The organism is Pigmentiphaga sp. MLSB6-MA01 (assembly GCF_058793475.1).
Map to the genome: position 1 here is coordinate 489,076 of NZ_JBXAFV010000001.1, position 26,908 is coordinate 515,983.

20 protein-coding genes are annotated in these 26,908 nt (G+C 68.7%); 5 read left to right on the top strand and 15 right to left on the bottom strand.

The window, feature by feature from the left end; translation table 11 throughout:
- Positions 1-10: 10 nt before the first annotated feature.
- Positions 11-1,129 (bottom strand): ABC transporter substrate binding protein, encoded by a 1,119-nt coding sequence (locus tag AC1Q6E_RS02405; RefSeq protein WP_492572130.1) that lies wholly within the window; start codon positions 1,127-1,129, stop codon positions 11-13.
- Positions 1,130-1,336: 207 nt separating this feature from the next.
- Here AC1Q6E_RS02405 and AC1Q6E_RS02410 point away from each other — a divergent pair, with 207 nt between their 5' ends.
- Both AC1Q6E_RS02410 and AC1Q6E_RS02415 read left to right on the top strand, forming a co-directional pair.
- Positions 1,337-1,945, top strand: coding sequence for an OmpA family protein (locus AC1Q6E_RS02410; RefSeq protein WP_152793127.1), 609 nt, complete (start codon positions 1,337-1,339; stop codon positions 1,943-1,945).
- Between the two features lie 36 nt (positions 1,946-1,981).
- Positions 1,982-2,371, top strand: a complete 390-nt coding sequence (locus tag AC1Q6E_RS02415; RefSeq protein WP_492572131.1) for a DUF4280 domain-containing protein — start codon at positions 1,982-1,984, stop codon at positions 2,369-2,371.
- 24 nt (positions 2,372-2,395) lie between these two features.
- On the opposite strand, the gene AC1Q6E_RS02420 is transcribed toward AC1Q6E_RS02415, so the two are convergent.
- From AC1Q6E_RS02420 to phnD, 8 genes are all read right to left on the bottom strand, one after another.
- Positions 2,396-4,585 (bottom strand): hypothetical protein, encoded by a 2,190-nt coding sequence (locus tag AC1Q6E_RS02420; protein ID WP_492572132.1) that lies wholly within the window; start codon positions 4,583-4,585, stop codon positions 2,396-2,398.
- Between the two features lie 115 nt (positions 4,586-4,700).
- Positions 4,701-5,324 carry a peptidoglycan-binding domain-containing protein gene (locus AC1Q6E_RS02425; RefSeq protein WP_152793130.1) on the bottom strand — a complete coding sequence of 208 codons (624 nt, stop codon included), beginning with the start codon at positions 5,322-5,324 and terminating at the stop codon, positions 4,701-4,703.
- Between the two features lie 3 nt (positions 5,325-5,327).
- Positions 5,328-7,598 (bottom strand): type VI secretion system tip protein TssI/VgrG, encoded by a 2,271-nt coding sequence (gene tssI / locus AC1Q6E_RS02430; RefSeq protein ID WP_492572133.1) that lies wholly within the window; start codon positions 7,596-7,598, stop codon positions 5,328-5,330.
- A gap of 11 nt (positions 7,599-7,609) precedes the next feature.
- Positions 7,610-10,261 carry a type VI secretion system ATPase TssH gene (gene tssH / locus AC1Q6E_RS02435; protein ID WP_492572134.1) on the bottom strand — a complete coding sequence of 884 codons (2,652 nt, stop codon included), beginning with the start codon at positions 10,259-10,261 and terminating at the stop codon, positions 7,610-7,612.
- Positions 10,252-11,331, bottom strand: a complete 1,080-nt coding sequence (gene tssG, locus AC1Q6E_RS02440; protein WP_296557280.1) for a type VI secretion system baseplate subunit TssG — start codon at positions 11,329-11,331, stop codon at positions 10,252-10,254. The genes tssH and tssG overlap by 10 nt, the downstream gene beginning before the upstream one ends.
- A 4-nt stretch (positions 11,332-11,335) precedes the next feature.
- Complete coding sequence (gene tssF / locus AC1Q6E_RS02445) at positions 11,336-13,168, bottom strand: type VI secretion system baseplate subunit TssF (protein WP_492572135.1); 1,833 nt, start codon at positions 13,166-13,168, stop codon at positions 11,336-11,338.
- A 105-nt stretch (positions 13,169-13,273) separates the two neighbouring features.
- Positions 13,274-15,154 (bottom strand): murein transglycosylase A, encoded by a 1,881-nt coding sequence (gene mltA, locus AC1Q6E_RS02450; RefSeq protein WP_492572136.1) that lies wholly within the window; start codon positions 15,152-15,154, stop codon positions 13,274-13,276.
- Between the two features lie 80 nt (positions 15,155-15,234).
- The gene (gene phnD / locus AC1Q6E_RS02455) at positions 15,235-16,221 is read right to left on the bottom strand and encodes a phosphate/phosphite/phosphonate ABC transporter substrate-binding protein (RefSeq protein WP_152793135.1); all 987 of its coding nucleotides are present in this window, start codon (positions 16,219-16,221) and stop codon (positions 15,235-15,237) included.
- Positions 16,222-16,413: 192 nt separating this feature from the next.
- On the opposite strand from phnD, the gene AC1Q6E_RS02460 reads away from it, so the two are divergent.
- Complete coding sequence (locus AC1Q6E_RS02460) at positions 16,414-18,303, top strand: ATP-binding response regulator (RefSeq protein ID WP_296557289.1); 1,890 nt, start codon at positions 16,414-16,416, stop codon at positions 18,301-18,303.
- Here the strand turns inward: AC1Q6E_RS02460 and tssE are convergent.
- From tssE to tssB, 4 genes are all read right to left on the bottom strand, one after another.
- The gene (gene tssE / locus AC1Q6E_RS02465) at positions 18,288-18,719 is read right to left on the bottom strand and encodes a type VI secretion system baseplate subunit TssE (protein WP_152793136.1); all 432 of its coding nucleotides are present in this window, start codon (positions 18,717-18,719) and stop codon (positions 18,288-18,290) included. The two genes, AC1Q6E_RS02460 and tssE, sit on opposite strands and share 16 nt — an antisense overlap.
- Before the next feature lie 126 nt (positions 18,720-18,845).
- Positions 18,846-19,340 (bottom strand): Hcp family type VI secretion system effector, encoded by a 495-nt coding sequence (locus tag AC1Q6E_RS02470; RefSeq protein ID WP_152793137.1) that lies wholly within the window; start codon positions 19,338-19,340, stop codon positions 18,846-18,848.
- Positions 19,341-19,362: 22 nt separating this feature from the next.
- The gene (gene tssC, locus AC1Q6E_RS02475) at positions 19,363-20,850 is read right to left on the bottom strand and encodes a type VI secretion system contractile sheath large subunit (RefSeq protein WP_152793138.1); all 1,488 of its coding nucleotides are present in this window, start codon (positions 20,848-20,850) and stop codon (positions 19,363-19,365) included.
- A 26-nt stretch (positions 20,851-20,876) separates the two neighbouring features.
- Entirely contained in the window at positions 20,877-21,395 is a 519-nt protein-coding gene (gene tssB, locus AC1Q6E_RS02480; RefSeq protein WP_152793139.1) for a type VI secretion system contractile sheath small subunit, read from the bottom strand.
- Positions 21,396-21,618: 223 nt separating this feature from the next.
- On the opposite strand from tssB, the gene AC1Q6E_RS02485 reads away from it, so the two are divergent.
- Both AC1Q6E_RS02485 and AC1Q6E_RS02490 read left to right on the top strand, forming a co-directional pair.
- Entirely contained in the window at positions 21,619-21,927 is a 309-nt protein-coding gene (locus AC1Q6E_RS02485) for a type II toxin-antitoxin system RelE/ParE family toxin (RefSeq protein WP_492572137.1), read from the top strand.
- Positions 21,917-22,204: an addiction module antidote protein gene (locus AC1Q6E_RS02490; RefSeq protein ID WP_152793141.1), complete on the top strand. Its 288-nt coding sequence runs from the start codon at positions 21,917-21,919 to the stop codon at positions 22,202-22,204. Before AC1Q6E_RS02485 ends, AC1Q6E_RS02490 begins: the two co-directional genes overlap by 11 nt.
- Positions 22,205-22,209: 5 nt before the next feature.
- On the opposite strand, the gene tssA is transcribed toward AC1Q6E_RS02490, so the two are convergent.
- Together tssA and AC1Q6E_RS02500 are read right to left on the bottom strand one after the other, a co-directional pair.
- The gene (gene tssA, locus AC1Q6E_RS02495; protein ID WP_492572138.1) at positions 22,210-23,310 is read right to left on the bottom strand and encodes a type VI secretion system protein TssA; all 1,101 of its coding nucleotides are present in this window, start codon (positions 23,308-23,310) and stop codon (positions 22,210-22,212) included.
- A gap of 16 nt (positions 23,311-23,326) precedes the next feature.
- Positions 23,327-26,908: a type VI secretion protein IcmF/TssM N-terminal domain-containing protein gene (locus AC1Q6E_RS02500; protein WP_492572139.1), complete on the bottom strand. Its 3,582-nt coding sequence runs from the start codon at positions 26,906-26,908 to the stop codon at positions 23,327-23,329.

Sequence of the window (26,908 nt, forward strand, 5' to 3'; positions counted from 1 at the left end):
GGGCCCGACGCTAGTCCCTGCGCGCCACGGCCGCGGTCAGGGCGTCGTCCGGCGGCAAGGCCAGCCCCAGGCGCCTGGCCACATGAGGGTTGGTGCGCACCGTCAGCCGCCGGGGAGCCTCGACCACCGGCGGGCCGGGCGGGGATTGCCTGAGCCGCACGGTCAGGGCATGGGCCTGTTCGGCCAGTTGTGCGTTGCCGGGCACCAGCGCCGCCAGGGCGCCGGCGCGCACCATGGCCTCGCTGGTGGCGAACACCGGCAGATTGGCGGTGGCCGCCGATTGCAGCAGCGCCAGGGCGGCGGCGGATGTCGATCCCACCGGATCGGGCAGCACCAGCAAGGCATCGCTGGCGGGAACGACGGCCTGCAGGGCGCTGGTCAGGGCGTTGGCGTCGGGGGCATCGGCGGCGGCGATGGCCCAGGGCCGGCCGCCGCGCGACGGGTGCTGGGCAGGCCAGGCCAGGGCCGCGCTGGCCAGGTCGCGCATCAGCGGTTCTGCCTGGGGCGCGGTGACGACGCCGACCCGGCGCTTGCCGGGCAGCACGGCGTCGATCAGGCTGAGCTGCTCGGCCGCGGCCGGATCGCGCAACAACACGCCGATGGCACGCTCCGGGCGGCGCAGCGCGGGCAGGGCGCGCAGTTCCTCATACTCCAGGCGGCCCAGCAGGGCCAGCAGGATCGGTTCATTGCCGGCACGCTGGACGACGGCCCGGGCTGCCTTGGGTCCCACCGCTACCAGCACGCCCGGATCGCTGCCTTCGGCGCGGACCGGCTGGGGCGGGGAGGCCGGCGGACCCGTGTCGGGCAGCATGGAGCCGCGCGCGCTGCGCGTGCGCACGCCGGCCAGGACGGAGTCGCTGTCGTCCGGGCCGGATCGTGGCGCGGCCGCCTGCGCGTCGAGCTGCCGCAGCGAATCCAGCGGCAGGATGTCGACCCTGCCCTGGGTCAGCCGGTGCGAAGCGGCATTGACGCTGCGCAGCTGCGCGGCGAATTCGCCGTACTGCTGCGCCGTATCGTCCAGGATGAGTGTCATGTCGGCCGCCCAGGGCGCGGCCAGCGGCGCGGCCAGCCATAGGACGGCCAACCGGCGCAGGAGCAGCAACAGAGGCGGCGCGGAGATTCGGTGCACGTTGCAATAATTCGTGAAAGCTGTATCCGCAATCTACGTAAGCCCGGCGTCCGCGGCGATAGGGCAGAGGGCCTATGTCGCCGGCTGTCTCGCCGCCGGGTACGGCAGGTCCGGGCGCGACGGGATAGGCCGCTTGGCATATCGATACCGGCCGGGGATTTGCGCACACTATGGCATCCGCCTGTCCACCTTCCTGGAGTGCGCGCCATGAAAACCTCCGTCCGGCCCCGAGTCTTTCCCCCGGGTGTCCTCGCCGCCACCCTGGCGTGCGCGGCCGCCCTTGCGATCCCGCATCCGGTGCATGCCCAGTCCGGCAACTTCGGTACCGAAACGCCCTCGGTCAACCAGATCATCGATCAGCTCAAGAGCGGCGGCAGCGACGATGCCACCGCCGGCGTGCGCACGCGCGCGCTGCGTCCCGGTGCCTCGTCCCAGGCCACCGCGATGCCCGAAGCCGCGCCGGCGCCCGCCGCGCCCGCCGCCATTTCCATGCAGATCCAGTTCGCGTTCGGCTCGGACCAGATCGCCGAAAGTTCGCGCCGCTCCATCGACAACCTGGCCGCGGCGCTGGCTTCCAGTGAACTGAAGGGGCGTATGTTCACGGTGGCGGGCCATACCGACGGGGTAGGGTCGGCCGACTACAACATGCGGCTGTCGCAGCGTCGCGCCGCCTCGGTCAAGACGTATCTGGTGGGCCATGGTGTCGACGCCTCGCGCCTGCGCACGGTGGGCAAGGGCCAGACCGAACTGCTGAACCCCGTCGATCCGCGCGCCGCCGAGAACCGGCGCGTGGAAATCATCGCCACCGGCTCCTAGCCGCGCCGGCGGCCGGCGCGCCGCAGGAGGACCGCCATGGCCATGCACGTCGTCAACGGGGCGCTGCTGCAATGCAGCTTCGGCCTGGCCCCTTCGTCGCTGGTGGTGTTGCCCGTCAACCGGATGATGTCCTCGAACCAGCCGGCGGCCAACATCATGGATCACAAGCCGATGGTCAACATCATGCCTTTCGGCATGTGCGCCTGCCCCGCCAATCCCACCGTCGCCTCGGCCACCTCCGCCGCCCTGGGGGTGCTCACCCCCATGCCTTGCGTGCCGGCGACCAGCTCGCCCTGGGCTCCGGGCGCGCCCACCGTCATGCTGGCCAACCAGCCGGTCCTGAACAACACCTCGACCTGCATGTGCAACTGGGGCGGGGTGATCACGGTGACGATGCCAGGGCAATTCACCGAGATGGTTCCGTAGCGGTTTTCCCCGGGCGCCTCCCCCTTACCCGCTCAAGGTGACTTTGGCCACCTTGTCGATTTCGGGTTTTTCCGGGCGCTTGGCCTCGCAGCTCTTCTCCAGCGTGCCGGGGAAGGGGAGTTCGCCGGTGGGCGGGGCGTCGGCGTCGGCCCCGCCGGGAGTGTCGCCCTTCTTGCCGGTGGCCTTGTCCATGACGTCCTGCATGCCGTCGCGGCGGGCCTGGTCGACGTCGTCGACTTTGTCTTTCATTTCGTTGGCGCTCTTGGCCGGATCGAGGAAGTTGAACTGGTTGGAGCCCAACTTGCCGACCGCGTCGTCGACGTTCTTGCCGCTTTGCTTGGCCTGCTCGGCCGCCGCCAGCGCGTTGTTCTTGGTGTCCTGGACGTCCTTGGCCATGCCGGCCGCCTGGCCCAGCCGGTCGCGCACCGGGTTCCAGACGGTCCGGCCCACGGTGTCGCCCAGCCCGAAAGCCTCCAGCAGCAGGTTGAAGAGCGGGAACAGGGTGTTGCGCACCTGCAGGGCCAGCAGCATGGGCACGCCGGCCAGCAGCGCCTCCATGGTCATCGCCTCCTGGCACTTCGCGCGGTCCAGCAGCGTCTGTACTTCCTTTGTCAGCTCGTCGACGATGAAATCGAGGATCGCGTTCAGATGCGAGGCCTGGCCGGTCAGGAATTTCTCCACCAGTTCGGCGCCCTTGTTCATCAGTTCCTTGCGGCCCACGCTGACCTTGCCCAGCTCGGTCTCGCCCTGGGCCTTCTTGTTTTCTCCGGGGGGATCGAAACCCGCCAGCTTGAAGGCGAGATTGACCAGGGTGCCGCTGAGCGTCTCGCGCACCGACAGCGACACCAGCGCCGGTACGTCGCCCTGGCAGCCTGCCAGCAGCAGGTTGACATAGATGCGTTCCAGGATGGTGGCCGACACCTTGGCGATTTCCTGGACCACCGTGTCGACGAAGCCGGGCAGCGTCACGCCGACGCCCTCGGCGATGGCGCGCGACATCAGCGCCGGCGCGGGAACGATTTTCAAGCGATTCTTCGGATCGGTGCGCGGTTCGTCCCAGCGTTCGCCGCCTGACAGGGTGGCGAACGCCGCGGCCAGCGCCTCGCTGCCGGGACGGGTCCGGGCGCCGGCGGTCTCCAGCCAGTCGGTCAGCGACTCCTGGGCGCGCTTGGCCTTCTCGCGGGTTTCCTCGACCGTGTCTTTCGCGTCGTCCACCGCCTTTTCCGCCTTGCCCAGGGGGCCCGAGTAGGTCTTGGGCGGGGCGGCGGGCGCGGCCGAGCCTCCTGCTGCCGCGGCCTCGTCCTTGTCGGTCCAGATGAAGAACGTAGGCGTGCGCCCGTCCCGTATCGCGACCACCGAGAAGGCGCGGCAGGCTTCCTCGATGCCGGCCTCGTACTCGGTGCGGGCTGCCTGGAACACGGCCTTGTAGGTGTCCTGCACCTTGAACAGGTACTTGGGCACGTCGGCGATGAACCCCCCCACCGCGCCGACCGCGCCCAGGCCGCCGGGGATGGGCAGCGAGGGCAGGCCCGCGCCGCCGCCGGCCCCGGGCTTGAACGCGGAGGCGCACAGCGTCCAGTAGTCGGCCCGGGCCTGGTGCAGGTCCACGCCGGCCTGGTGCAGCGTGGTGTAGTCGATCGAGGCCGCGTTCAGCTTCTTGCCGGCGGTGGCGATGGCGACCATGATGGCCGTGAACTGTTGCGGGTCCACGGCGCCGGATTTCTTGCCGCTGCCCAGCAGCGAGCCCGCCGTTTCCAGCAGCGCGCCGACCGCGCCCTGGGTGTTGGTCTGCAGCACTTGCCGCGCGCAGCGGGCGAAACCGTGCAGCAGCATGGCTTCGCGCAGCAATGCGTCGCGGCATCCGGCACCGTGTCCCGGCGGCCCCTTGCCGGGGAACAGGTCGTTCATGTCGGCATGCGCCTTGCCGAAATGGATGAACTCGATGGGCATGGGGCGGCTGCCGCGATTTTCGTCCGAGGACAGGCTTTCGGAGCCCATGGCGGTGGGCTTGAGGAACAGTTTCTGCGGCTGGCCCTGTTTGTCGTTCAGCGGTTCGCGGGCGTAGTAGTAGGGCGTGCCGGCACCGGCGCCGCCGGGCCCGCCGCCCAGCTTGCCGGCCACGTCGTCGATCAGCCCTCCCAGCGTCGATCCTTCTCCGGCCACGCTGTTGGCGGCGCCGGCCGCGGTTCCCGCCGCGCTTTCAAGCAGTCCCATCGTTCATTTCTCCTCGGCCGTCGTTCGAGGGGCGGCGTACTTGGGGAATGGCGTCCAGCGCACCGGCCCAGGCCGGATCAAGCAATCAACCCCGTACGGCAATTGGCGGCATTCCCTAGACATGAAGTTCTTCCAGCTTGGCGCGGGTGGCGTCGTCGGGCTCGCCGGTCGTGTCCAGTCCATACTGGCTCTGGAAGCGCTTGAGCGCGTCGCGTGTGGCATCGCCCATGCTTCCGCTCTCGCCGCCGCAATCGAACCCGAGGTTCTCCAGCCTGCGCTGCACGCCGGCCGTGTCGCCGACCGGGCGCAGCGCGCCGATGGCGATGTCGTAGACCTCGGCGCCTTCGGACAGCGTCAGGGTGGCGCTGCGCGTTTCGCCCGGGATGGGGTGTTCCAGCTTGCCGTCGCCGTCGGTCACGCCGTGTATCACCTTGTCGCCGAAGACCAGGGTGTACGCTTCCCTGGCGCGCGGTTCGTCCAGCACCGTCAGCCGCAGCTTCAGCTTGGTGGGCTCGCCCTTGCGCGTGAACGTGTGGCGGGCGTCGACCGGCTTGCCGACCGATTTCGTGCCCTTCTCGGGAATGAATACCTCGTCGCCCGGCACGAGCTGATTGGGATCCTTGCGTTTGGCGCGCAGACCGGCGTTGCTGCCGTGGTCCCAGATCGTCTTCCACAGGAATCCGTGGTCCTTGGCGATGCTGGCGATGCTGTCGTTTTCTCCCACAGTATAGTTGGGCATGGCTTACTCCCAGGCCGAGTCGTCCAGGCCGGGGAAGCTGATCTCGCAGTTCCCCGGGTCGAGGCGGGCCACCCGCGCCACGCCTTCCTGGTCGGTGGATCGGGTGGCGGTCTTGCCGTTGGGCAGCTTGAACTTCACGCGTTCTCCCGTCACGGGCTGGCTTTCCTCGTCCAGCAGCTGGACCTCGATGTAGTGCGTCTTGTCCTTGTTTTCTTCCGCCGTCTGGTCGTGCGTCGGCTCGTCGCCGTCCCCGCCTCCCTTGAAGACCTGGCCGGGATCGGCGTGCGTGGCCAGGGCGGCTTGCATCACCTGCATGGGGGACACGAGCGAGGCCGCGCTGCCCGAGGCCGGGCCGCCGCCGCTGTTGATCATCACCATGGGCGCCTGGATGTAGATGCCGCCCGCCGAGATGTCGATGAAGCTGCCGCCGACCTTGAGCGACAGCTTGGCCCCGGCTTCCAGCACCACGTTCATGCCGGCCTTCAGGTAATAGCTTTGCGAGACGGACTCGCTGTGGCTCTTGAAGGATTCGCCCACGCCGCCGTCCACCTTCACCGACTGCGACCCGGTGATGGCGACGGCCTGCATGCCGGTTATCTTCAGGTGGTCGTCGCCGCCGATTTCGGCCACGCGGTCCTGCTTGATCTGCTCGTGGCGGTGACGCTTGATCTCGTCCAGCCGGTCGCGTTCCACCACCAGGTGGTCGTCGTTGCCGATGGCCGTGCGCCGGTCGTTCCCCACGCGTACGTCCATGTCCTTCTCGGCGTTGACGAACAGCTGTTCCTCGCCTTTCTTGTCCTCGAAGCGGATCTCGTTGAAACCTTCGCCGCCCTTGCTGGACATGGTCTTGATGGTGGACTTGGTCTGGTCCGCGGGCAGCGCGTAGGGCGGCATGTTGTCGGCGTTGTAGACGCTGCCCACCACGATGGGCCGGTCCGGGTCGCCGTCCAGGAAGTCGACGATGACTTCCTGGCCGATGCGGGGGATGAACATCGCGCCCCATTGCCGTCCCGCCCAGACCTGGGATACGCGCAGCCAGCAGGAACTCTTTTCGTTGCGATGGCTGCGGCGATCCCAGAAAAAGTGGACCTTGATCCGGCCGTACTCGTCGGTGTAGATCTCTTCGCTCTTGGGGCCCGCGACCACGGCCGTCTGTGGCCCGTTCACGCGGCCGCGGGGCGTGCGCAGCGGCGCGCGGTAGGTGACCCGGTGCGGAATCACCGATAGCCGGTTGTTGTAGGTGCTGGTTTCCTCGCCGCCCAGGTCGCCCAGGTTGTTGGTGCCGCTGTGCTCCACCGATACGACCAGGTATTCCTCGTTCATCGCGTCGATGGGATGGTCTTCCAGTTCGAATACGTAGCCCGGCGTCAGCGCGCGGACGTTGCTCGCGCCTTCCAGCGTCTCGTACTCGACTTCCTCGGCCTCGATCTCCACCCGGGTCGACTGGTCGCCGTCGGCCAGCTCGGTGTAGCCGCCGGGATGGCGGTAGCGTTCGAATTCGGCGTTGTTGCCGACGCGTATCAACGAATTGATCGAGACCCGCATGTCGGTGCCCGGCTTGGTGAAGTCGTAGTCATTGGACACGTAGCGGCCGGTGCGCGAGGCGAACCGGCGCGACAGCCACGAAATGCCGTCGCGTTCTTCCAGCAGGATCTGCTGGTGGAAAGGCAGGGTGGCCGTTTCCAGCTTGGGGTTGTTGTCCCGGTTGTCGGTCAGCACCATGATCTCGGCGTCTTCTTCGTGGCGGAAGAAGTAATGGATGCCTGCCCGCTCCAGCAGCCGCGAGATGAAGTTGAACGTGGTTTCCCGGTATTGGGTGCAATAGACCAGGTCCGGATAGTCCTCGGTCAGGTGGAGCTCGTAGTCCGAGAAGCTGAATTCCTTGAAGAGGGCTTCGACGATCCGGGGAATGCTCAGGTTCTGGAAAATGCGCGAGTCCTCATGCAGCTGCAGGAACCAGAACCAGGGCACGACGTCGCAGACATAGCGGGTACTGTGATTGTCGTCGTCGTTCTGGCGCGGCTCGCCGGCACGTTCGAAACTCGACACCCAGCCGGTCCAGTGGCGTTCGCCGTCTTCGGTGTAGACGCGCAGGGTCACGCGTTGGCCGAGCAGCGCGGACGGCTTGATGTCCTCCTGTTCCGAAGCCAGCGTCAGGTGGAAGCGGAAGGGCTCGGACAGTCGTTCGTGTCCCTCGAACCGTTCGACCAGCAACGCGTCGTCCCCCAGCGGGGTGGCGAGGTCGAACAGGCGTTCGGCGGTGGAGATAGCCATGGCCGGATCCGTCAGCGGATGGTGTAGGCGAAGCCGCCGTCGGCCCCGATGCCGGCGCCTATGTGGGAGATCGCCTCGGCCGCGCCCATGCGGGCCAGCACGAGATCGGCCACCTCGGGCAGCAGGGTGCCTGTCAGGATGTTGTCGATGTTGCGCGCGCCGGAGTCGACCTCGGTGCAGCGCCGCGCGATCGCGTCCACCAGCGCTTCGTCGTACTCGAATGCCGCCGCGTGGTTGGCGCGTATGCGCCGCGCGATCTTGTCCAGCTTCAGCCGCACGATGCGTTTCATGTTCTCGTCGCGCAGCGGGTAGTAGGGCACGAGCGCGCAGCGACCCAGGAACGCCGGCTTGAAGGCCTCCTGCAGGTCGGGCCGCAGCAGGTCCAGCAACTGGTCCACGGGCGGCCGGGTGCGGCCGTTGTCGCTGGCCTGCATGATGACGTCGGTGCCGGCGTTCGAGGTCAGGATGATCAGCGTGTTGCGGAAGTCGATCTCGCGGCCTTCGCCGTCCTCCATGTTGCCCTTGTCGAATACCTGGAAGAACAGCTCAAGCACGTCGGGATGGGCCTTCTCGATCTCGTCCAGCAGCACGACGCTGTAGGGCCGCCGGCGGACCGCCTCGGTCAGGACGCCGCCCTCGCCGTAGCCCACGTAGCCCGGCGGCGAGCCCTTCAGGCTGGAGACGGTGTGCGCCTCCTGGTACTCGGACATGTTGATGGTGATCATGTTGCGCTCGCCGCCGTAGAGGATGTCGGCCAGCGCGATGGCGGTCTCCGTCTTGCCCACGCCGCTGGTGCCCACCAGCAGGAACACGCCCTTGGGCTTGTTCGGGTCCTCCAGGTTGGCGCGCGAGGTGCGCACGCGCTGGGCGATGGCCTGCAAGGCGTGGTCCTGGCCGATGACGCGTTCGGCCAGCAGCGTGTCCAGCCGGCGCACGGCCTCGATCTCGTCGGCCACCATGCGGCCCACCGGGATCCCCGTCCAGCCCGCGATCACCTCCGCCACCGCGCTGCCATCCACCAGCGCATGGACCATGGGCGCATCGCCTTGCGCGGCGCGCAGGTCGGCCCGAAGCCGGTCGAGTTCCAGCGCGGCGCCGGCGCGTTCGGGCGCATCGGCCGGCAGGCTGGCCAGGGCATCCAGGCGGGTGCCGATCTCGGCCACCAGCTTGCGTTCGGTCTCCCATTTTTCCTTCAGGCGGTCCAGGCTGGCCTGGACCTGTGCCGTGTCGGCCGCGATCTCCGCCAGGCGGGCCGCATGGTCCAGTCCCGTGGCGGCCTCCGATTCCAGTTGCGCGCGCTCGGTGGCCAGCGCTTCCAGCCGGCGCTGGGCGTCTTCCACCGCGGCCGGCGTGGCATGCTGGCCGACCGCGATCTTGGCGCAGGCCGTATCCAGCACGCTGACGGCCTTGTCCGGCAACTGGCGCCCGGCCACGTAGCGGGACGACAGCTTCACGGCATCGGCCACGGCCTCGTCCAGGATGCGCACGCCATGGTGTTTCGCCATGGCCGCTGCCACGCCGCGCAGCATGCCGACGGCCTTGGCGTCGGCCGGCTCGTCCACCTTGACCACCTGGAAACGGCGGGTCAGGGCGGCGTCCTTCTCGAAGTATTTCTTGTATTCGCTCCAGGTGGTGGCGGCGATGGTGCGCATTTCGCCGCGCGCCAGGGCCGGCTTGAGCAGGTTGGCCGCGTCGTTCTGGCCAGCCGCGCCGCCGGCGCCGATCAGCGTATGCGCTTCGTCGATGAACATGACGATGGGCTTGGGGCTGCGCTTGACTTCGTCGATCACGCCTTTGAGCCGGTTTTCGAACTCGCCCTTGACGCTGGCGCCCGCCTGCAGCAGGCCGAGGTCCAGCGACAGCAGCGTGACCCCGCGCAGGACGGGCGGTACGTCGTCGGCCACGATGCGGGCCGCGAGGCCCTCGACCACGGCGGTCTTGCCCACGCCGGGCTCGCCGGTCAGGATAGGATTGTTCTGCCGGCGCCGTGACAGGACGTCCACCATCAGCCGTATTTCCTCGTCCCGGCCCAGCACCGGGTCCAGATGGCCTTCGCGCGCGCGTTGCGTCAGGTCGATGCAGAACCGGTCCAGGTTGGGGGTCGCGCTGGGCTTGCCGCCGGCGCCGTCGGCGGCCGGCGCCAGGTCGGCCGGCACGCCGGTATCGCCCAGCGCCAGGGCGTCCCGCGCCTCGGCCGACGCCGCGGCGATGGCGTGGAAGTTCTGCTGCAGCGATTCCAGGTTGATGCCTTGCAGCGACTTGATGGCGGGCGCCAGCAGGCGCTTCAGGTCGGCGTCGGCCAGCAGCGCGATCAGCAGATGGCCGCTGCGTATCCTGGCTTCGCCGTATTCGACCGAGGCGAAGACCCAGGCGCGCTCCAGCAGCAGCGGCAGATGGGGCGACAGGGCGGGCGTGCGCGAGTTGCCGGTCTTGAACGTGTCCAGGGCGCGATCGAGTTCCTTGCGCGCCTGGTCCGGGGCGATGTCGAACTGGCGCAGGATGCGCGCGACATCCGTGTTCTCCGTCTCGAGCAGCTTGGACAGCAGGTGCTCGATCTCGACGTCGTAGTGGGTGCGCGACAGGCAAAGACCGGCCGCGCCTTCCATCGCGCCTTTGCATACGCCGTTCAGGCGCCCCACCAATGCCCGCAGGTTCACCGCCATGACTGGCCTCCCGTTGCGCTGAATTGAAATTCGCAGTCGTCCGCCGGCCGCGGGCTGCGCCGTCCGCCCAGCCAGGTATTCCAGCCCAGGCGAGCGGCATCCGGCGCGGCGCCGCCCAGCCGCGCCGGCCGGACTTCGTCGGCGCGGACCGCCAGCCGGATGCGCAGGTCCAGCGCCAGTCCGGTCATGAACCGTGCCAGCTCTACCGTGCCGTCCATCCAGCCCGCCCGCTTGTCGGCCGGCGGGAGCAATTGCTCGAAATGGCGGCGTCGCAGCGGTCCCACCCGCAGCCGCAGCGTGCTCTGCCGGTCCCAGAAGCGGCTGCCGAGCACGCACTCCCGCCCCAGCGCCGCGGCCTGCCGGCCCAGGCGCGTGCGGTCGCCGGCGGGTACGTCCTGCCAGGTGCCGACGCAGCTTTCCACCGCGACCGGCGCGCCCAGATAGTCGCTCATGACCTGCGCCAGCGACCCGGCGCCGTGCGGCCGCTGCGACAGCAGGCCGGCGTAGTAGCCCAGCGCCGCGCCGGGCAGCGGACGCCGCCGCGCGCGGGATTCGGTCCCGCGGCGCGGAAACAGGCTGCCGTACAGGTGGGGCGTCCCCATGCCTATCAGGTCGTAGACGTGGCGGTGCACGCCCGATTCCGCGTCCGATTCCAGCGCCACCTCGGGGCGATGGCGCGCCCAGGCGCGCCAGAAAAGCTCGATCAGCCGGTGATTGAACAAGTCCAGGAAATCCTGCGCGGCCGGGTCGCGCGCCTGGCGCAGGGCCATCAGCCACTCGGTATAGTGGCGCGGCAGGACTCCGGAGGGGCCGGCCAGGCCCATGAAGTTCACCCGCATCAATTGCGGGCCGTCGGTGCCGGCCCATGCCGGCCGGGCGATGGAGGCGATCTCGTTGGGCGGGAAGAACAGTCCCAGCGTCGTGCCGAAGCGCAGCGTGCCGGGTGGGATCGCCCGCGTCCCCGCCGGTACGCCCGCGCCGCGCAGCAGCAGCCGCACGGCCTGGAAGAATCCATATCGTTCCGGATGCGCTTCCAGCAGGGCGAGGTGGCTGTGGACGGGAGCGGCCATGTCGCTACACCAGGTGCTGGTCGCCCGACCGCGGGGCGAAGGTGGCCATGGCGGCTTCGCGCTGCAAGGTGCGCACGGTCAGCCGGGTCCAGGAGTTCGCGGTGCAGTACAGCCCGAAGAAACGGTCGAGCACGCAGGCCAGCAGATAGACCCCCGATCCGACGTACTGGCTTTCGTCGAAGGTCAGGGTGATGTCGGTGCCGCGCACGAAGGCCTGGCGGGGTGCCGCGCCCACGCGCGCGACCGACGGCGCGCCGGCCACGTCGACGATGCCGGCGATCTGTTTGCGCAGGCTGGCCGAATCGGTGAAGTTGTACAGGCTCAGGATCTCCAGCAGCGCTTCGCGCCCGTCCTCGACGATGGACAGATGGTTCAGTGCCAGATGGGAGATCAGCCGCCACTGGTTGGCGAGCCGCATGGGCGCGCGCCAGGTGGCGGTCGGTTTCTTCAGGAGGCGCGCGCCGGAAACGGCGCCGGCGTCTTCGAGCTGCAGGTTGCTGTCTTCGCCGCCGAAGGGCAGGAGCGCGGGCAGGTCGCGGTTGGTGCAGGTCAGCATGATGGACAGCGTGTCCACGGACGGCACGCTGGGATCCATGTCCTTGTCGACCAGTGCGATGCGCATGTCCGTTCCCTCGTCCGAAGGCTGCGGAGAAGGCACGCGGCGGGCGATCCAGTACGTGCCCGGTTCCTGTTCGATGCCATGCGCCACCGAGAAGAAGGGCAGGAATTCCCGCACCTGTTCCTGGGACACGCCGCGGGTGTGCCGGCGCACGCCGTCCACCGAATAGACCTCGAGTCCCAGCGGCCGCCGCACGTCGGGGACCACGGGATACTCGTGCAGTTCGTGCGTCAACCGTACCGGTTCGGCGGGCTGCGGGAACAGGTTGACGATGGGCGTGCAGTGGAGCTTGAAGGTATCGCGGCCCACCGTCTGCTCCAGCCGGCCCAGGCGCTCCTGGCGGCCGAAGGGCGCGAGCAGGAAGCGTATGTCGATGCCGCGGGCGTAGCGGCGCAGGTCCAGGCCGGTCAGGTCCACGAACAGGAATTTCTCCGGCAGGACGAAGTATTCCTGGATCAGCCGGTAGCCCAGGAACGAGCGTGGGTCGTAGTCCAGCAGCCCTTCGCCTTCGCCGAATCCCACCGGGCGCAGGCAGGAGGCGGGCAGCTCCAGCGGCTCCGCCGGGGGCTGTCCCTCGGCCGGCACGATCTGCACGCGGCTGGTGCTGTTGAGCAGCAGCTCATGCAGCGCATGCACCAGCGGGCTTTCGCCATCGAGATAGAAGCGCAGGGTATCGACGCCCAGTTGGGCGAAGCTGGCCTGGCCCCGGGTCTCCACGCGCACGCTGATGGTGGCGGCCGTCTCCGCGCCGCGCAGCGCGAAGGCCGACCGCTCGATGGACTCGCATCGGGCGGCCGTCACTTCCAGCGGCCAGACCTCCACCGGCCAGGCATTGCGGTAACGCACGGGCTCGCCCTGCACGGGGCGGGTCAGCAGCGTGGTGCCGCGCTCGACGCGCTGCGCGCCGCTCAGTTCGGCGCCCGGCGCCAGCAGCAACTGGGCGATCGACATCGAGGGCACCGGCCGCAGGAAGTGCGGATACAGCACCGACAGGAATGCCTCGGTGATCTGCGGGAAGTCGTCGTCCAGCTTCTTGTGGATGCGCGAGGCGATGAACGCGAAAGACTCGATCAGGCGTTCGACGTGCGGGTCTTCGTAGACGTCGCCGTCCAGCAGCAGCCGCGCCGCGATCTTGGGATAGCGCGCGGCGAACTCCTTCGAGAGCTTGCGCAGATGCGTGAGCTCGTCTTCATAGTAGGGAAGAAGTTCCTCGAGCATGGTGAGACGGTCCGGCGCTTTGGAGTAGGCAGTCTAGGAGGGGACGGCGCCCCGGGCCATTCGCCGAATGGCCTATTACTCGTGGCATCGGAGCGCAGCCGGACCTTATTGCTCCACGCAATTGTCCGGATCGGGAACCACGCATTCGGCCAGGACCGCGGGCCCGCCCAGCGAGCGGGTGCGTACCGCCGCCGTCATGGCCGAGGTCCGGAGGTCGCGCGGGAGCAGCAGCCACATGCGGCCGGTTTCCTTCATGCGCGAAGCCCGGTCTCCCGCCGTGGGGCCGAAACCCCAGAAGTAATCGGCGCGCACCGTGCCGCGGATGGCGCCGCCGGTGTCCTGAGCGAACATCAGCCGGTTGACGGCGCCGGCCGAGGGGGAGGAGCCGCCGGTGGAGACGAAGACCGGGTAGCCCAGTGGCGTGGTGCGAGGATCCACGGCGATCGAGCGGCCCGCCGTCAGCGGGACGCCCAACGCGCCCAGCGGGCCTTGCGGGCCGTCCGGGATCAGGCGGAAGAAAACGTAGCTGGGGTCGGGGATGCCGGTTGTCTGGCCGGTCCCGCCCATGGCGGCGGGCGAGGCGTCGCCGGGAGCGGAGGCGGGCGCCGGCGCCGGACTCGCGGCGGGTCGGGCCGATGTGTTTCCCCCCAGTGCCGCGATGATGGCGGCGACCTCCGGATCGGGAGCCGCCGGCCGGCTGGCCGCCGGGGCCGCCGGGGCCACGGGCGCCACGGGCGCCACGGGGGTTGCGGCGGGCGCGGCCGGACGCGCCGCCGCGCCGCTGCCGCGTCCCTGCAAGGCGGCGATGATGCGCGCCACGTCGGGGTCGCGCTGGATGGCGGGGGCGGTTTGCGGGGTGGCCATCGGCAGCGCGGCCGATGAGGTGGCGGCGGCACTGCTGGCTCCCAGCGCCAGGCCGCGGGTCTTGATCGCGGCGCCGACGGTGGCGGTGTCGGCGCTCGATGCCTGGGGCAGGAAAGGATGGCCGTTCTGTTCGCCATAGGCGACGCGCAGGGTCTCGCCACCGGCCAGCCGGATCTTGCCGGAACCCTGGATCTGCAGCGAATACAGGGCATAGGCATCGTTCACCCAGGCGAGTACCTGGGCATCCAGCGCGCGCCGCTCGATGGCCTGGCGCGACCAGTAGGGCACGATGCGGCCGCCCTCGGCCCGCACGCGGTAGCGCTTGTCGCGGATGCCGGGCGTCAGGTCGCCCATGTCCACGTCGTACTGGCGGGCGCCGGGCGACCCGGGCGCGGCCGGCGTCAGGCGGCGGTCGTCCAGCCGGAGCCACTGCCGCTTGCCCGCGGCCGCCACCTGGGCGTCCAGGAACAGCAGGTCGGCGGGCACGCCATGGACGGGATAGGGATAGCGGGAACTGCGGGTGCGGCTGCCTTCCAGCAGCGGCTCGTAATAGCCGGTGATGACGCCTTCGTCGCTCTGGTCCGGGTTCTGCATGGAGTAGGCGTGGAAGCGCTGCTCGAAGAAGCGGCGGATGCCCGGGTCGTCGATCGTTTCGATGCGGCCGGCGGCGGCGCACAGGTCATCCCAGACCGGCTTCTTTCCCAGGGCCAGGCAGCTCTGGCGGAAAGCGTTCAGGCTTTCGCGCGCGGAGTCCGCGGACCAGCCGGGCAGGGCCGAGAACGGCACCGGCTCGAAGCGGGCATAGCGGGTGGAAAAAGGCGTTCCCAGGTCGTCCGGCGGGGTTTGTTCACGGGCAGGAGCGGAGGCGGCGTCGGGGGTCGCCGGCGCGGCTGCCGGCACCGGGCGCGCGGCACCCGGCGGCGCGGACGGCTTCGAGGACGTGGGCGGTGCCGAGGCGGCGGGCGCCGCGGCCGATGGCGCGACGGGTGCCGGCTGCTGCGTGGCCGGGCCGGTGCATGCGGCCAGCGCCAGCAGGCCGGCGGCAATTGTCGTCTTGGGCAGCCGGCCCCGCATGGGCCGCCGTGGCGGGCCGGTTCGAACATGGCTGGTCGCGGGCGTCATGGCGCTTCTCCCGACAGAATCCTGACCATGCAGTGTGACGCTTCGCCCGCGTCCGTTCCATACTACCTAGGGGGTATGGCCTAGGGTGCGGGTGCGAGCCGCTGCCGCTGGTCCTCGTACTCGGCGGCGAGCCGCGCCAGCCGGGATTGCCGGGCCTGCTCCGATACCCATTGGCCCAGGATGGCCTGGCGCTGCGCGAGCTGGTATTCCAATCGCAATACCTGCAGCAGCATGCGGTTGTCGGCGGGCGGGAGGCCGGCCAGTCCGTGCAGCCGGCTCAGCACCACGCGTTCGGCGTCGCCCCGCGTGCCGGCGCTCTGGCCGTAGCCGCTCAGGAAGGTGCGCACCTTGTCGCGCATCGCGTCCGAGAAGCCCAGAAGCATGACGATGGCCCCGTGAGGAATGAGGTCAGACTCCCAGATGATCTTCAGGCGCGCGGCCTCCTGGGGGAAGTGGGTGCGGAAGCGGTCCAGGTCGGCGGTGTTGTTGGTGGCGACGTCCACGTCGCCGTTGGCGACGGCCAGCGCCGTGCCCTGGTGGCCATCGACGAGCTCGCTGGGGAAGTGACGTTCGATCGCGATGTTGCGGGGCGAGAACAACTGCAACTGGGGGATGACGTAGCCCGACATGGATTGCGTCTCGCCCAGGCCCAGGCGCCATTTGCCGGGCTGGTTCAGGACGTCGTCCAGGTCGCGGATGGGGCCGTCCTTGCGGACGATCAGGACCGAGCGGTAGCCGGGCAGGCCGTCCGGCCGCACGACCTGGTTCAGGACCGTCATGCCGTACTGCAGCACGGCTTCGAGCGCGAGCTTGCCCGACACGAAGGCCAGGTCGACCCGGTTCTCCTGCATGGCCAGGCGCAGTCCCTCGTACGAGGTGAAGGACTGGGCAACGACGGGGCGGCCCAGCGCGTCTCCCAGGTCGTCCAGCAGGGGCTTCCAGTCCTGGCGCGATTCCAGCGCGCCTCCCAGCGGCAGTACGCCGAAGCGAAGCGCGGCCTCCTGGGCCCCGGAGGCCTCCGGCAGGACCCCCAGCGCAAGACCGGCGAACATGAGGGCAAACGACATCCTGCGAACGAAAAACTGGGCGAACGTATGCACGATGGCGGGAGCGTGGACCGGGGCCAGGGATCATCGCATCAACACGCGAAGGCAGGAAGGGGGGGACATATTTGGCAACAGAATCCGCAAAAATCGAATTCGCTTGTCTTGGCGAACGGGCCTATCCACAATCACGAGACCTCCACTTCCCGTCTTCGCATGGCCGCGACGTCACGTTTCGCCGATCTTTCCCGCCGCTGGGTCGGCGGCATGCCGCTTGCCGTGCGGTTGATGCTGCTCAGCCTGGTGCCGGCGGCGGTAGCCATCCTGCTCGCGATGTCGGTGCTGGCGCGCCATCACCTGACCGAACTCACCCGCCTGACCGAGAACAACGCGCGGGCCGTGGCGCGCCAGGTGGCCACCTTGTCGCGTACGTCGCTGATGCGCATGGATCGCCGCGCCCTGCTCAACGCTGCCCGGGTCGGCAGCCAGCAGCCGGGCGTGCGGCAGGTGCAGATACGGACCCTGGATGGCGAGATCGTCGCCCAGTCGGGTTTCTGGACCAAGCCTACCGATCCGCCGGGACTCGAGGTGCTGGAGCCCATAGACAGCGAGGAGTCGGCGCGGGCGGGCGAGGTCATGGTGGAGTTCGACCTGGATTCCGTCGCCGCGGCGCGCCGCAACCTGTGGTCCACCCTGGCGGCGCTGCTGGGGGCCAGCCTGCTGGGCGTGGGCATCGCGGGATGGTGGGCGGCCCGGCGCATCAGCGCGCCCATACGCAAGCTGGCCGAGGTCGTCGACCGGCTGGGAGAAGGCGAGGAGGTCGAGGTCGAGACCGGCGCCACCGCCGAGGTCGGCCGCCTGCAGCACGGTTTCAAGGTGGCGGCCCAGGCGCTGGCGGACAGCCGCAGGACCATGGAAAGCCAGATCGCGCAGGCCACCCAGGAACTGGCCTTGAAGAATGCCCAGCTGGAAGCCGCCAACCAGGGCAAGACGCGCCTGCTGGCCGCGGCCAGCCATGATCTGCGCCAGCCCCTGCATGCGCTGACCCTGTTCGCGGACGCCCTGCGCTCGGACGAGACCGATCCGCCGCGCCTGGCTTGCATCGCGTCCATCCAGGAGTGCGTGCATTCGCTGGACCGCCTGTTCTCCGAGCTGCTCAACCTGTCCCAGATCGACGCGGGCGCGGTGCGCGTGCAGCGCGCCGTGTTTCCGCTGGACCGCCTGTTCGACGACATCAGCCGCAATTTCCGCCCCCAGGCCGAAGAACAGGGACTGCGGCTGGTGGTTCGCAAGACCGATGCCTGGGTCGATTGCGATTACGTCATGCTGTCCCGCATCCTGAACAACCTCGTCAGCAATGCGCTGCGCCATACCGCGCAGGGCGGCGTGCTGGTCGGGGCCCGCCGGGACGGGGCGGGAGGCATGCGCATCGGCGTGTGGGACACGGGCGTGGGCATCGCGCCGGAGCATCAGCACAAGGTGTTCGAGGAGTTCTATCAGGTCGATGCGTCCAGCTCGCGCGGATCGCGGGGGCTGGGGCTTGGCCTGGCGACGGTGCGCCGGCTGTGCGACCTGCTGGACATGCCGTTGCGGCTGCAGTCGCGCGTGGGCCGGGGCACGGTGGTGTCCGTGGTCGCGCCGGCGGCGGCGCCGGCCGAAGCGCCTCCGCCCTGCCCGGCGCAGGGCGCGCAGATCGATTTCACCGGCATGTTCGTGCTCGTGATCGACGACGAACCGAACATACTCGAGGGGCTGTCGCTCGTGCTGCGCAACTGGGGGGCCGAGGTGGCCGTGGCCGAGAGCCGGGCGCAGGTCCTGGCCCTGGCGGAACAGTGGGCGCGGCCGCCCGACGTGGTGGTCACCGACTTGTTGCTGCGCGATGGCGAGAATGGGCTCGAGGTGCTGCGGGCGCTCGACGCGCACCCTGGCATGCACGGCCGCCGCGCGGCGCGCCTGTTGGTCACGGGCGAGACCAAGCCGGATCGGCTGCGCGAGATTGCCGAAGCCGGTATTGCGGTCTTGCACAAGCCGGTGACCAGCGATGTGCTCAGGCAGGCGCTCGCGGCGGTGCTGCGCGATGCGCGCGGCCGCTACTTGACGGCGTAGGCCTGGGTATTGAGCTGGAGCACGGCGTCGAACTGGACTTTCTCCCGGTCGGGGCCCAGCGACAGCAGCGCGTCCACCTTGAATCGCAGCACGCGCTCGTACTGGCGGGGCGCCTCCAGTCCCACCCTGACCCGCGACAGGCGGCTCTCGTGCTGCGTGATGGCCGCTTCCAGCGCGCGCCGTATCCGGTCGCGATCGTGCGGACTGAGCAGGCTGTAGGACGAGAAGTCGGGAATGCCGTAGGTCAGCGAGGACTTGCGGCACTCGGCGTAGGCCTGCGGAATCAGGCGCGCTCCTTCCGAGCGTGTGTTCAGCAATGCTTCCAGGTCCCGCGAAACAGCGTCGCGCAACGCGTAAATATCGGCGCGGCCGCTGTCGGCGGTCGCCGATTCCAGGCGCTCGATCAGGCTTTTCATAGTGGGCCTCTACGCACCGCTGCTACATTCCAAGATAGCTCCACTCGACCCAGGATGCGGTGGATCCGGCTTTGCCGGTCCACCCGCATCGCCCCCTGGGGGGCGCGCGAAGCGCGTAGGGGGGGCCTACACCTTCACATTTTTCTTCAGGTCCCAGCCGGCGGAGGCGTTGCCCGAAGACTTCCCGTCGATGCCGATCTTGCTGTAGGTCATCTCGATCTTGCCGAAGCCCAGCGCGACGGCTTCCAGCGGCACGTCCTGCGTGTTGTCGGCGGAGCCGTCGCGGTTGACCGACGTCACGATCACGTCGGTCAGCTTGTACTCCATGTATTTCTCTTTCTGTCCGCCGGCGCGATTCACGGTGATGGTCGCTTTGGGAATCGTGGCCCCGGTGCAGCAGTATTCGAACAGCTTGGGGCTGGCGATGTCCAGGTTGTGCAGGAAGGTGAAGTTCTTTACCTCGACCCGCGCCGACCCGAGGTTGCCCGACGACGATGCGGTGTTCGACTGGGGCTGGGCCGCGCCGAAGCCGTAGTTCTGGATCTCGATCCAGTCCTTGTGCTTCTCGTCGGTGCTTTCCCCCTTGATCCCTTCAAGCTGGATGAATGCGTCGAATGCCATGATTCAGACTCCTCGTGGTGAATTAGCGGGCCGATTGCGGAAGTTCGGCCACCAGGCGCAGCGAGACGCTCAATTCGTCCAGCTGGTAGTGCGGGCGCAGGAAGGCGGCGGCCTTGTAGGCGCCCGGCTTGCCGGGTATCTCGGCCACTTCGATGCGGGCTTCGCGCAGCGGGAACTGGGCCTTGCGTTCCTGCGAGGCCATATCGTCCAGCAGGACGTACTGCGCCACCCAATTGTTCAGGTAGGTCTCGACGCTCGCCTTCGAGGCGAAGCTGCCGATCTTGTCGCGCATCATCGTCTTCAGGTAGTGCGCGATGCGGCTGACCGCGTAGATGTACTGCAGCTGCGACGACAGCCGGGCATTGGCGTTGGCGGCATCGGTGTTGTATTCCTTGGCCCGCTGCGCCGACTGGGTCGAGAAGAAGGCCGCGTAGTCCGTGCCCTTGCAATGCACCAGCGGAATGAAGCCCAGGTCCGCCAGCTCCTTTTCGCGCCTGTCGGTGATGGCGATTTCGGTCGGGCATTTCAGCGCGACCTCGCCGTCGTCGGTGGCGAAGGTGTGCGTGGGCAGTCCTTCGACCAGGCCCCCGCCTTCCACGCCGCGGATCGCCGCGCACCAGCCGTACCGGGCGAAGGCGTCGGTGATGCGCGCGCCCAGCGAATACGCGGCATTGCTCCACAGGTACTTGGAGTGATCCTTGCCCGTCACGTCTTCCTGGTAATTGAACGCCTCCACCGGCGCGGTGTCGGGCCCGTAGGGCAGGCGCCCCAGCACGTGCGGCATGGCCAGCCCGATGTAGCGCGAATCCTCCGAGGCGCGGAAGGACTTCCATTTGGCGTATTCGACCGTGTCGAAGATCTTGGCCAGGTCGCGCGGCCCGGACAGGTCGGTGAAGCTCTCGAACCCGAACAACTCGGGCGAGGCGGCCGATAGGAAGGGCGCGTGGGCGGAAGCGGCGATGTGCGACATCTCTTCCAGCAGGTACATGTCCTCGGGATGGCGCGTGAACTCGTAGTCGCCGATCAGCGTCGCGAACGGCGCGCCGCCGAAAGTGCCGTATTCCTCTTCATAGACCTTCTTGAACAACGCCGACTGGTCGAAATCCGAGGCGCTTTTCAGGTCTTTCACCAGTTCCTTCTTGCTGGCGTTGAACAGCTTGACCTTCAATGTGGTGCTGGTCTCCGAGCTGTCGATCAGGTACTTCAGCCCGCGCCAGCTGCCTTCGAGCTGCTGGAATTCCGGCGCGTGCATGACGGCCGACAACTGGTCGGACAGGACCGCGTCCAGTTGCGCGATGCGCGCGTCGATGGAGGCGATGGCGTCGCGCGAGATCGTGACCTCGCCGTCGGCGATCTGGCTGACCAGCTCGGCGATGAGGTCCCGCGCCCGTTCCTTCTCGGAATCGGAGCGGGCGACGCGGCTTTGCGACAGGATGGAGTCGAGCAGCGAAGCGGACTGGGCTTCGGCGGACGCGGCGGGCGCCGCGCCTTGTGGTTGGGTGTCGGCCATGGGCGGTCTCCGGTGGCTACGGTGCGTCAGGCTTTGGGGGTGTCGTCTTTCGCGACTTCCCGGGACAACTGGGCGATCTTGTCGGTGTTCTGCAGCACCTCGCTCAGCAACTCCTCGAACTTGTCGTTGCCCGCCATCTTGTTGCGCAGGTCGGCCAGCTTCTGGCGGGCTTCCAGCAGCTTGCGCAGCGGGTCGATCTGCCGCACGAGCCTCTCCGGCTCGAAATCGGCCAGGCTCTTGAAGTCCAGCGTCACGCCTATGCGCGACCCGTCGTCGGACAGCTTGTTGTCCACCTGGTATTGCAGGCGCGGCTTCATGCCCTTGAGCACGTCGTCGAAGTTGTCCTTGTCGACGTTGACGAACTTGCGGTCCTTCAACCGGGGCAGCGGCTCCTCGGGCTTGCCGCTGAAATCGCCCAGCACGCCCGCGACGAAGGGCAGTTCCTTCTTCTCGATGGCGTCGCCGATCTCCACGTCGTAGGTCAGCTGGACCCGGGGCGCGCGGACGCGGTCGAGCTTGTGCTGGGTGCTTTCCTTCTTGGCCATGATCGCTCTCCTTGGCATCGCCGGCGGTCGAACGGGAATGCGGTGCAGTCTAGAAAGCCGGGGCCGGCGGCGGTAGTAGCCAGACGGCCAGACGTGGAGATAGGCCGGAAGGGGTAGGGGGAGGTTGGACGAGATTGTCCTTGAGGTGCTTGGCGATGACAGGCAGATATCCGCAGAATCGCTCTGTCTTGCTTGTTTTTTTGTATCCAAAAGGATACTATTGATGAACACTATCCTTGCTACGAAAGCGTTCGAAAAATGGCTACACGGTCTGAAAGATTTGCGGGCCAGGGCCCGGATCATTGCCCGGATCCAAGGCGCTCGAACCGGGAATTTCGGCAGCCATCGCGCGCTTGGTCGGGGGGTGATGGAGATGAAGATCGATGTTGGTCCGGGATATCGGATTTATTACGCGAGGCAAGGGTCGGTGGTCTACCTGTTGCTTTGTGGCGGAGACAAATCGACCCAGGCCTGCGACATCAAGACAGCCCACAGACTATGGGCGACAAGAGAGGTCAATCATGAGGCGTGAAGTCAGGCCATTCGACGCATCGGAATACCTGGACAGCGAAGAGATGATCGCGGAATACCTCTCCGCAGCCATTGAAGAAGGCCCCGATGTTTTTCTGCTTGCCCTGGGGGATATCGCGAAGGCGGTGGGCATGGCCGAAGTCGCCCACCGTACCGGCCTGGGGCGGGAAAGCTTGTACAAGTCCCTGGCGCCGGGTTCCAAGCCGCGTTACGAAACCGTCTGGAAGCTGATTCAAGCATTCGGTCTCAAGCTGAAGTTCGAGCCGATGCACGGCTGAGCCCGTCACCCCCGCGGCACCCCGATCCGATCCCGTATCACCCCCAGCACCGAATCGTCGTTCACCACTTCCGCCAGCCACTGATCCAGCGGCATGTCGGCCCAGCTCACCGCGCGTTCCAGCAGGAAGGACACCGGGCTGTGCGGCTCCACGCGCTTGAAGTGGGCGGCGATCTCGCCCAGGGTACGCAGCAGCTCGGCGCGGGCCTGGAAGTCCACCGCCACGCGCGGCACGGCCATCGTGGCCGTGGCCACCGGCATGGCTTGCAACGCGGGTTCCGGCGTCGCGGCAGGCGCCGTGGATGCAACGACAGCGGTTTCGCCCGCCCCCGGTTCCTGTCGGGGGGCGATGCCCAGGTTCTGCGCCGCGCGCGCCAGCACCTGGCGCGCGCGCTTGAGCCCGTCGCCCAGGTCGGCCAGGCTGGGCGCCTGGCGGCCGAAGCGCTGGTCGACCAGCGCCTGCAAACGGTCGAAGGCGGCCTGCGCCGCGTCCACGGCGGCCAGGGTTTCCGACACGAAGCCCGGGCCGCTGCCCTCGATGGCCTTGTCCACCGATTCCCCCGTGGGTTTGCCCGCATCCAGCGCTTCCTGGTGGGCGGCGGCGTTCTGGCGCGCAAGGTTGTCGACCTCGCGCGAGTCCTGCCAATCGATCAGCGTGACGTAGGGTGCGGAAGCGGTCAGCGGCGCCTTCTTCAAGGCGAGCCCGCCATAGACGTTGAACCAGGCCAGTTTGCTGGCGCGTTCCTCCTGGTCGTCGCCATCGGGCCGCGGGTGCAGGCCGTCCCAGTAGGTGTCCAGCAGGCTGTGCAGCACATCCATCGCATCGGTGGCGCCGGCCAGTCCGTGACGGGCAATCAGGGCCTCGCCCAGCCAGACGGCGGCCTGCAGGTCCTTGCTCTGGCTTTGCAGCACTTCTGCCGCCAGGTCGGCGGCGGCCCGCCAGTCGGCGGTCTTCAGTTCGGTCTGCCAGTCGCCCTGCGACAGTGAGGGGTCGTCCGCGCGGCGCGCTTCCCGGATGCGGTCGTAGGTGTCCGAGAACGAGGCGTCCTCGCCGCAGGGATCGCCTCCGGCGATGGGTTGCATCAGTTCGGCGATATCGATGGCCATGGGAATCTCCAGGTCGTCATTCCAGGATGGAGGTAGGCAATGCGGCGGCCGGTTCGGTCCGGGCGTTCAGGAACCGCAGCATCTCGTCGGAAGGGCGTACGTCCATGAATACCCGGGCTTCGGTGAAGCCCTGCTGGGCCAGCCGTACCGACAGTTCCTTCCACTGGATGGGGCCGTACGAGGTACGGAAATCGGGCAGCCGGAAGGCGTGAGATCCCGAACGGAAATCGGAGATCAAGGTGGCGAAGCCTTCGGCGCCGGGGTAGATCAGCGTCAGCCGGGGCCCCAGGGGAGGCGGCGGAGTGGTGGCAGGCACGGGCGCGGGAACGGCTCCGGGCATGGCGCCAGGCGCGGCGGCCGCGGGCGCCTCAGGCGGCGCGGGCAGCGAGATGTGCAGGCGCGCCTCGATGCAGCTGTCAGGCGACCAGAACACCTGGGCCGTGGCTTCCGCCAGCGATTCCGCGCGGGTCGACGCGAGGTAGGTGCGCTCGCGGCAGACCACTTCCAGTACCGTGCCCTGCGGCCCCTCGCTGGCCGCGCCCATGCGGGTGGGCTGCGAGAACTGGAAGCTGCCGGCAAGAAACGGTTTGTTGACCTGGGTCGACAGGATGCGCCGCTCGGCCGCGACCATGCCCTGGTAGGCGGACGACAGCGGCAAGCCGATGCCGGCGATGCGCGTGGGCGTGCGTTCGCGTTCGGTGATGAAAGGCTGCAGCCAGTCCTTCACGAAGGCCGTCAGCCGCCCTTGTTCGCCGTACAGCGCGTCGACCTGCTCCTTGGGCGGCATGCCGCGCAGCGCGGCGACCACGCTCTCGTTCCACCGGGCCTGGACGAACTGGCCGGCGCGCTGCACGGTCAGGTACAGCAGCAGCCGCGACGGTCCTTGCACCACGGACCAGGCGGCCAGGTCGTCGCCCTTGAAGACCGCGGCGAATTGTTCTCCCGGCTTGTCCACCGCGGACAGCAGGGCGGCATAGTCGGCCGCCGGCGGCTGCGGCGGCGCGCCTTTGGCGCGGAACAGCTCGGCCGCGATGTCATAGGCGTCCTGGCCGCTGGTGTCGGCGCGCAGGCGGAGATAGGCGCGCGCGTAGTCCGGCCGCCGAGGACGCAGCACCCGTTCGGTGGTGTCGATCTCCGCCAGCAGCCAACTGGGGGGCTGGATGGGTTCGGCGCCCCACCAGCCACGGAACATCCCTGTCACGGCGTCGACCATGAATCCGCCCAAGGGCCGCCAGGCGTCCAGCCAATCGCCCTTCGCGCGGGCCCACGCCCGGGTCCAGCGCGTGCCCAGGGGCAAGGCAAGGTCCAGCCCTTGCAGGTCGCGATCGGTGACGGCGGCCAGCAGCAGGTACGGATCCTCGGCCGTGCCCGCGCGCTTGCCCATGGCGTCGAGCTGGGGGCGCCACAGCCTGGTGCCCTCGAAGAACCTGGCCTGGAAACGCCCCCATGCGCGAAAGTATTCGCTGAAGTACTGGGCTCGGAACGTTTCCAGGACAGGCTTGCGCTCGGGGACGGCGTCGGCGGCGGTGCGCAGCATGGGGGCCAGCACCTCCTGCCAGGTCTGGCGCGTGAACGCGGCCGAGACCGAAGGCATGGCGGCCGCTTCCACGCCCACGACCCGGTCCGGCGGCAGCCAGAAGGCGGTCAGCGCGATCGGATCGCGGCGTTGGTCGGCCCAGGCGCGGACATCGTCCGGACGAGGCGTATGGGCCGCCAGCAGTCGGGCCAGGAGCGTGCGCAGGCGCTGGGCTTCCGCGTCCAGCGTGGCCGATTGCTGCCAGCGCAGGTAGCCCATGTAGGTGGTGAGCAGGGCGGCGGCGTGTTCGCGATCGGCCCGCGCGTCCTGCTCACCCGAGACAAAAGGGCTGAACGGCCTCGCGTCCTGGTCGAACGCCAGGTTGGTCGCCGCTTCCTGTTGGCACGCGTCGCTCTGCCGGCGGCAGTGGTCCAGCATGCGCAGCCGCTGGGAGACCGCCAGCAAGTGCTCCAGTCCCGCCTGGTTGCGCGCGAGGTCGGTTTCGATGATCTGGTCGTAGGGGGCCAGGATCAGGTTGGAGAAATCGCGCAGCACCTGTTCCTTCATCCGCTCGATGTCGGCGTCGGCCCGCCGCAGGCCGAATCCCAGGCCGGTATCGGCGCGCGCCACCTCCAACTGCTCGATGGTGCGGCCGCAGCGGGCCAGCCAGCCAATGCGCGCGGCCGCCACCGCGTCGCTGGGTTCGCGGCAGGCCGTCTGTGTCTGCGCCAGCAGCCTGCCGTCGTCCTGCCGGGCGTTGACGAAACCGTAGCTCAGCATGGCCGACAGGCCGAGCATCGCGCCCACGCCTACCGCCGCGATCGCCATCTTGCCGGCATTGCCCCGGAAGCTGGGCGAGGCCAGGGGCTGGTCGGCGGGCAGGAAGCGGGTGAAGAGGTCGTCCAGGAAACCGCCCGCGGCGCCGCTCTTGCCGGCGGCGGTCTCGGGCGGCGAACCGGTCAGGAACAGGCCGCGCCAGCGGGGCGTGCGCTGGAAAGGATTGTCTTCCAGCATCAGGCCGATCAGGGTTTCCAGCCCGGGCTCCAGGGCCCGCACGTGCTCGACGAATTCATAGATGGCCCGGCGCCCCGCCGGGGTGGCCTGGCCGCGCAGCGCGGTGATGCGCAGTGCGTGCAGGCGCCGCACGATGGGGGCATAGAGTTCTTCGAGCCGGTTCCCGGTCGCCGCGCTGATCTCCTCCGTATCCGAGAGCCGGTGCCCCACCGCCTGCGCCAGTGCCTGCTCCGGCACGACGGCGGCGAAGGCGCCGTAGCCGGGTACCTGGTCCAATCCGGTGACCACCAGGTACACCGGAAGCTGGACCTGCAGATGCTCCAGGGCCTCGTCCACCAGCCGCCGCAGCCGCATCGCCACCGGCCGCACCGCGTCAGGGCCCGCCAGCAGCGTGCGCGCGCCCATGCAGACGACGATGCCGTTCAGCGGCAACTTGTCGCGTTCGGTGGAAAGCAGCATCAGCGCCTGGTACCACAGCCCCCGCTGCACGCGGGCCGAGGCGTCGCAGACCGCCGAGGGCGGCGTCTCGATCGCGATCATGGATTTGAAGAACCACCATCGCCAGTAACCGTCGGGCTGGGGATCGGGAGGCGGGAAGGGCGAGACCCGGTTGGCCGCGCGCAGCAGGCCGTCCACGCCCGCCTGCTCGTCGCCCACGAACAGCATCCAGGGGATGCGGTAGAGCGGGTCGCGGCCCCTGCCGATCTCGGGCGAGCGCTGGATGGTCTGGCGCGCCTGCGCGATGGCGGTGCGCATGCGCTCCAGCGCCACCTTCTCGTCCTCGGGGTTGCCCGGGCCCAGGTCGCCGATGCGCTTGCGCGCGAACCCCCGCCGCGAGAACCGCTTCGCGCCCGAGGCGAACCACCACAGCACGGCGAAGGCGACCAGGCACAGCGCCAGCACCTGCCAGAACCGCGCAGGCAGGAGCGGCAGCACCAGCATGGCTACGAGGGCCAGCAGCACGGCGGCCAGCAGCAGCAGGACGACGGCGGTGGCCACGCGGACGGCGCGTTTCTTCATGCCGGGCAGACGTTCCAGCGGCTGGGCGATACGGTCGAGGAAACTCAT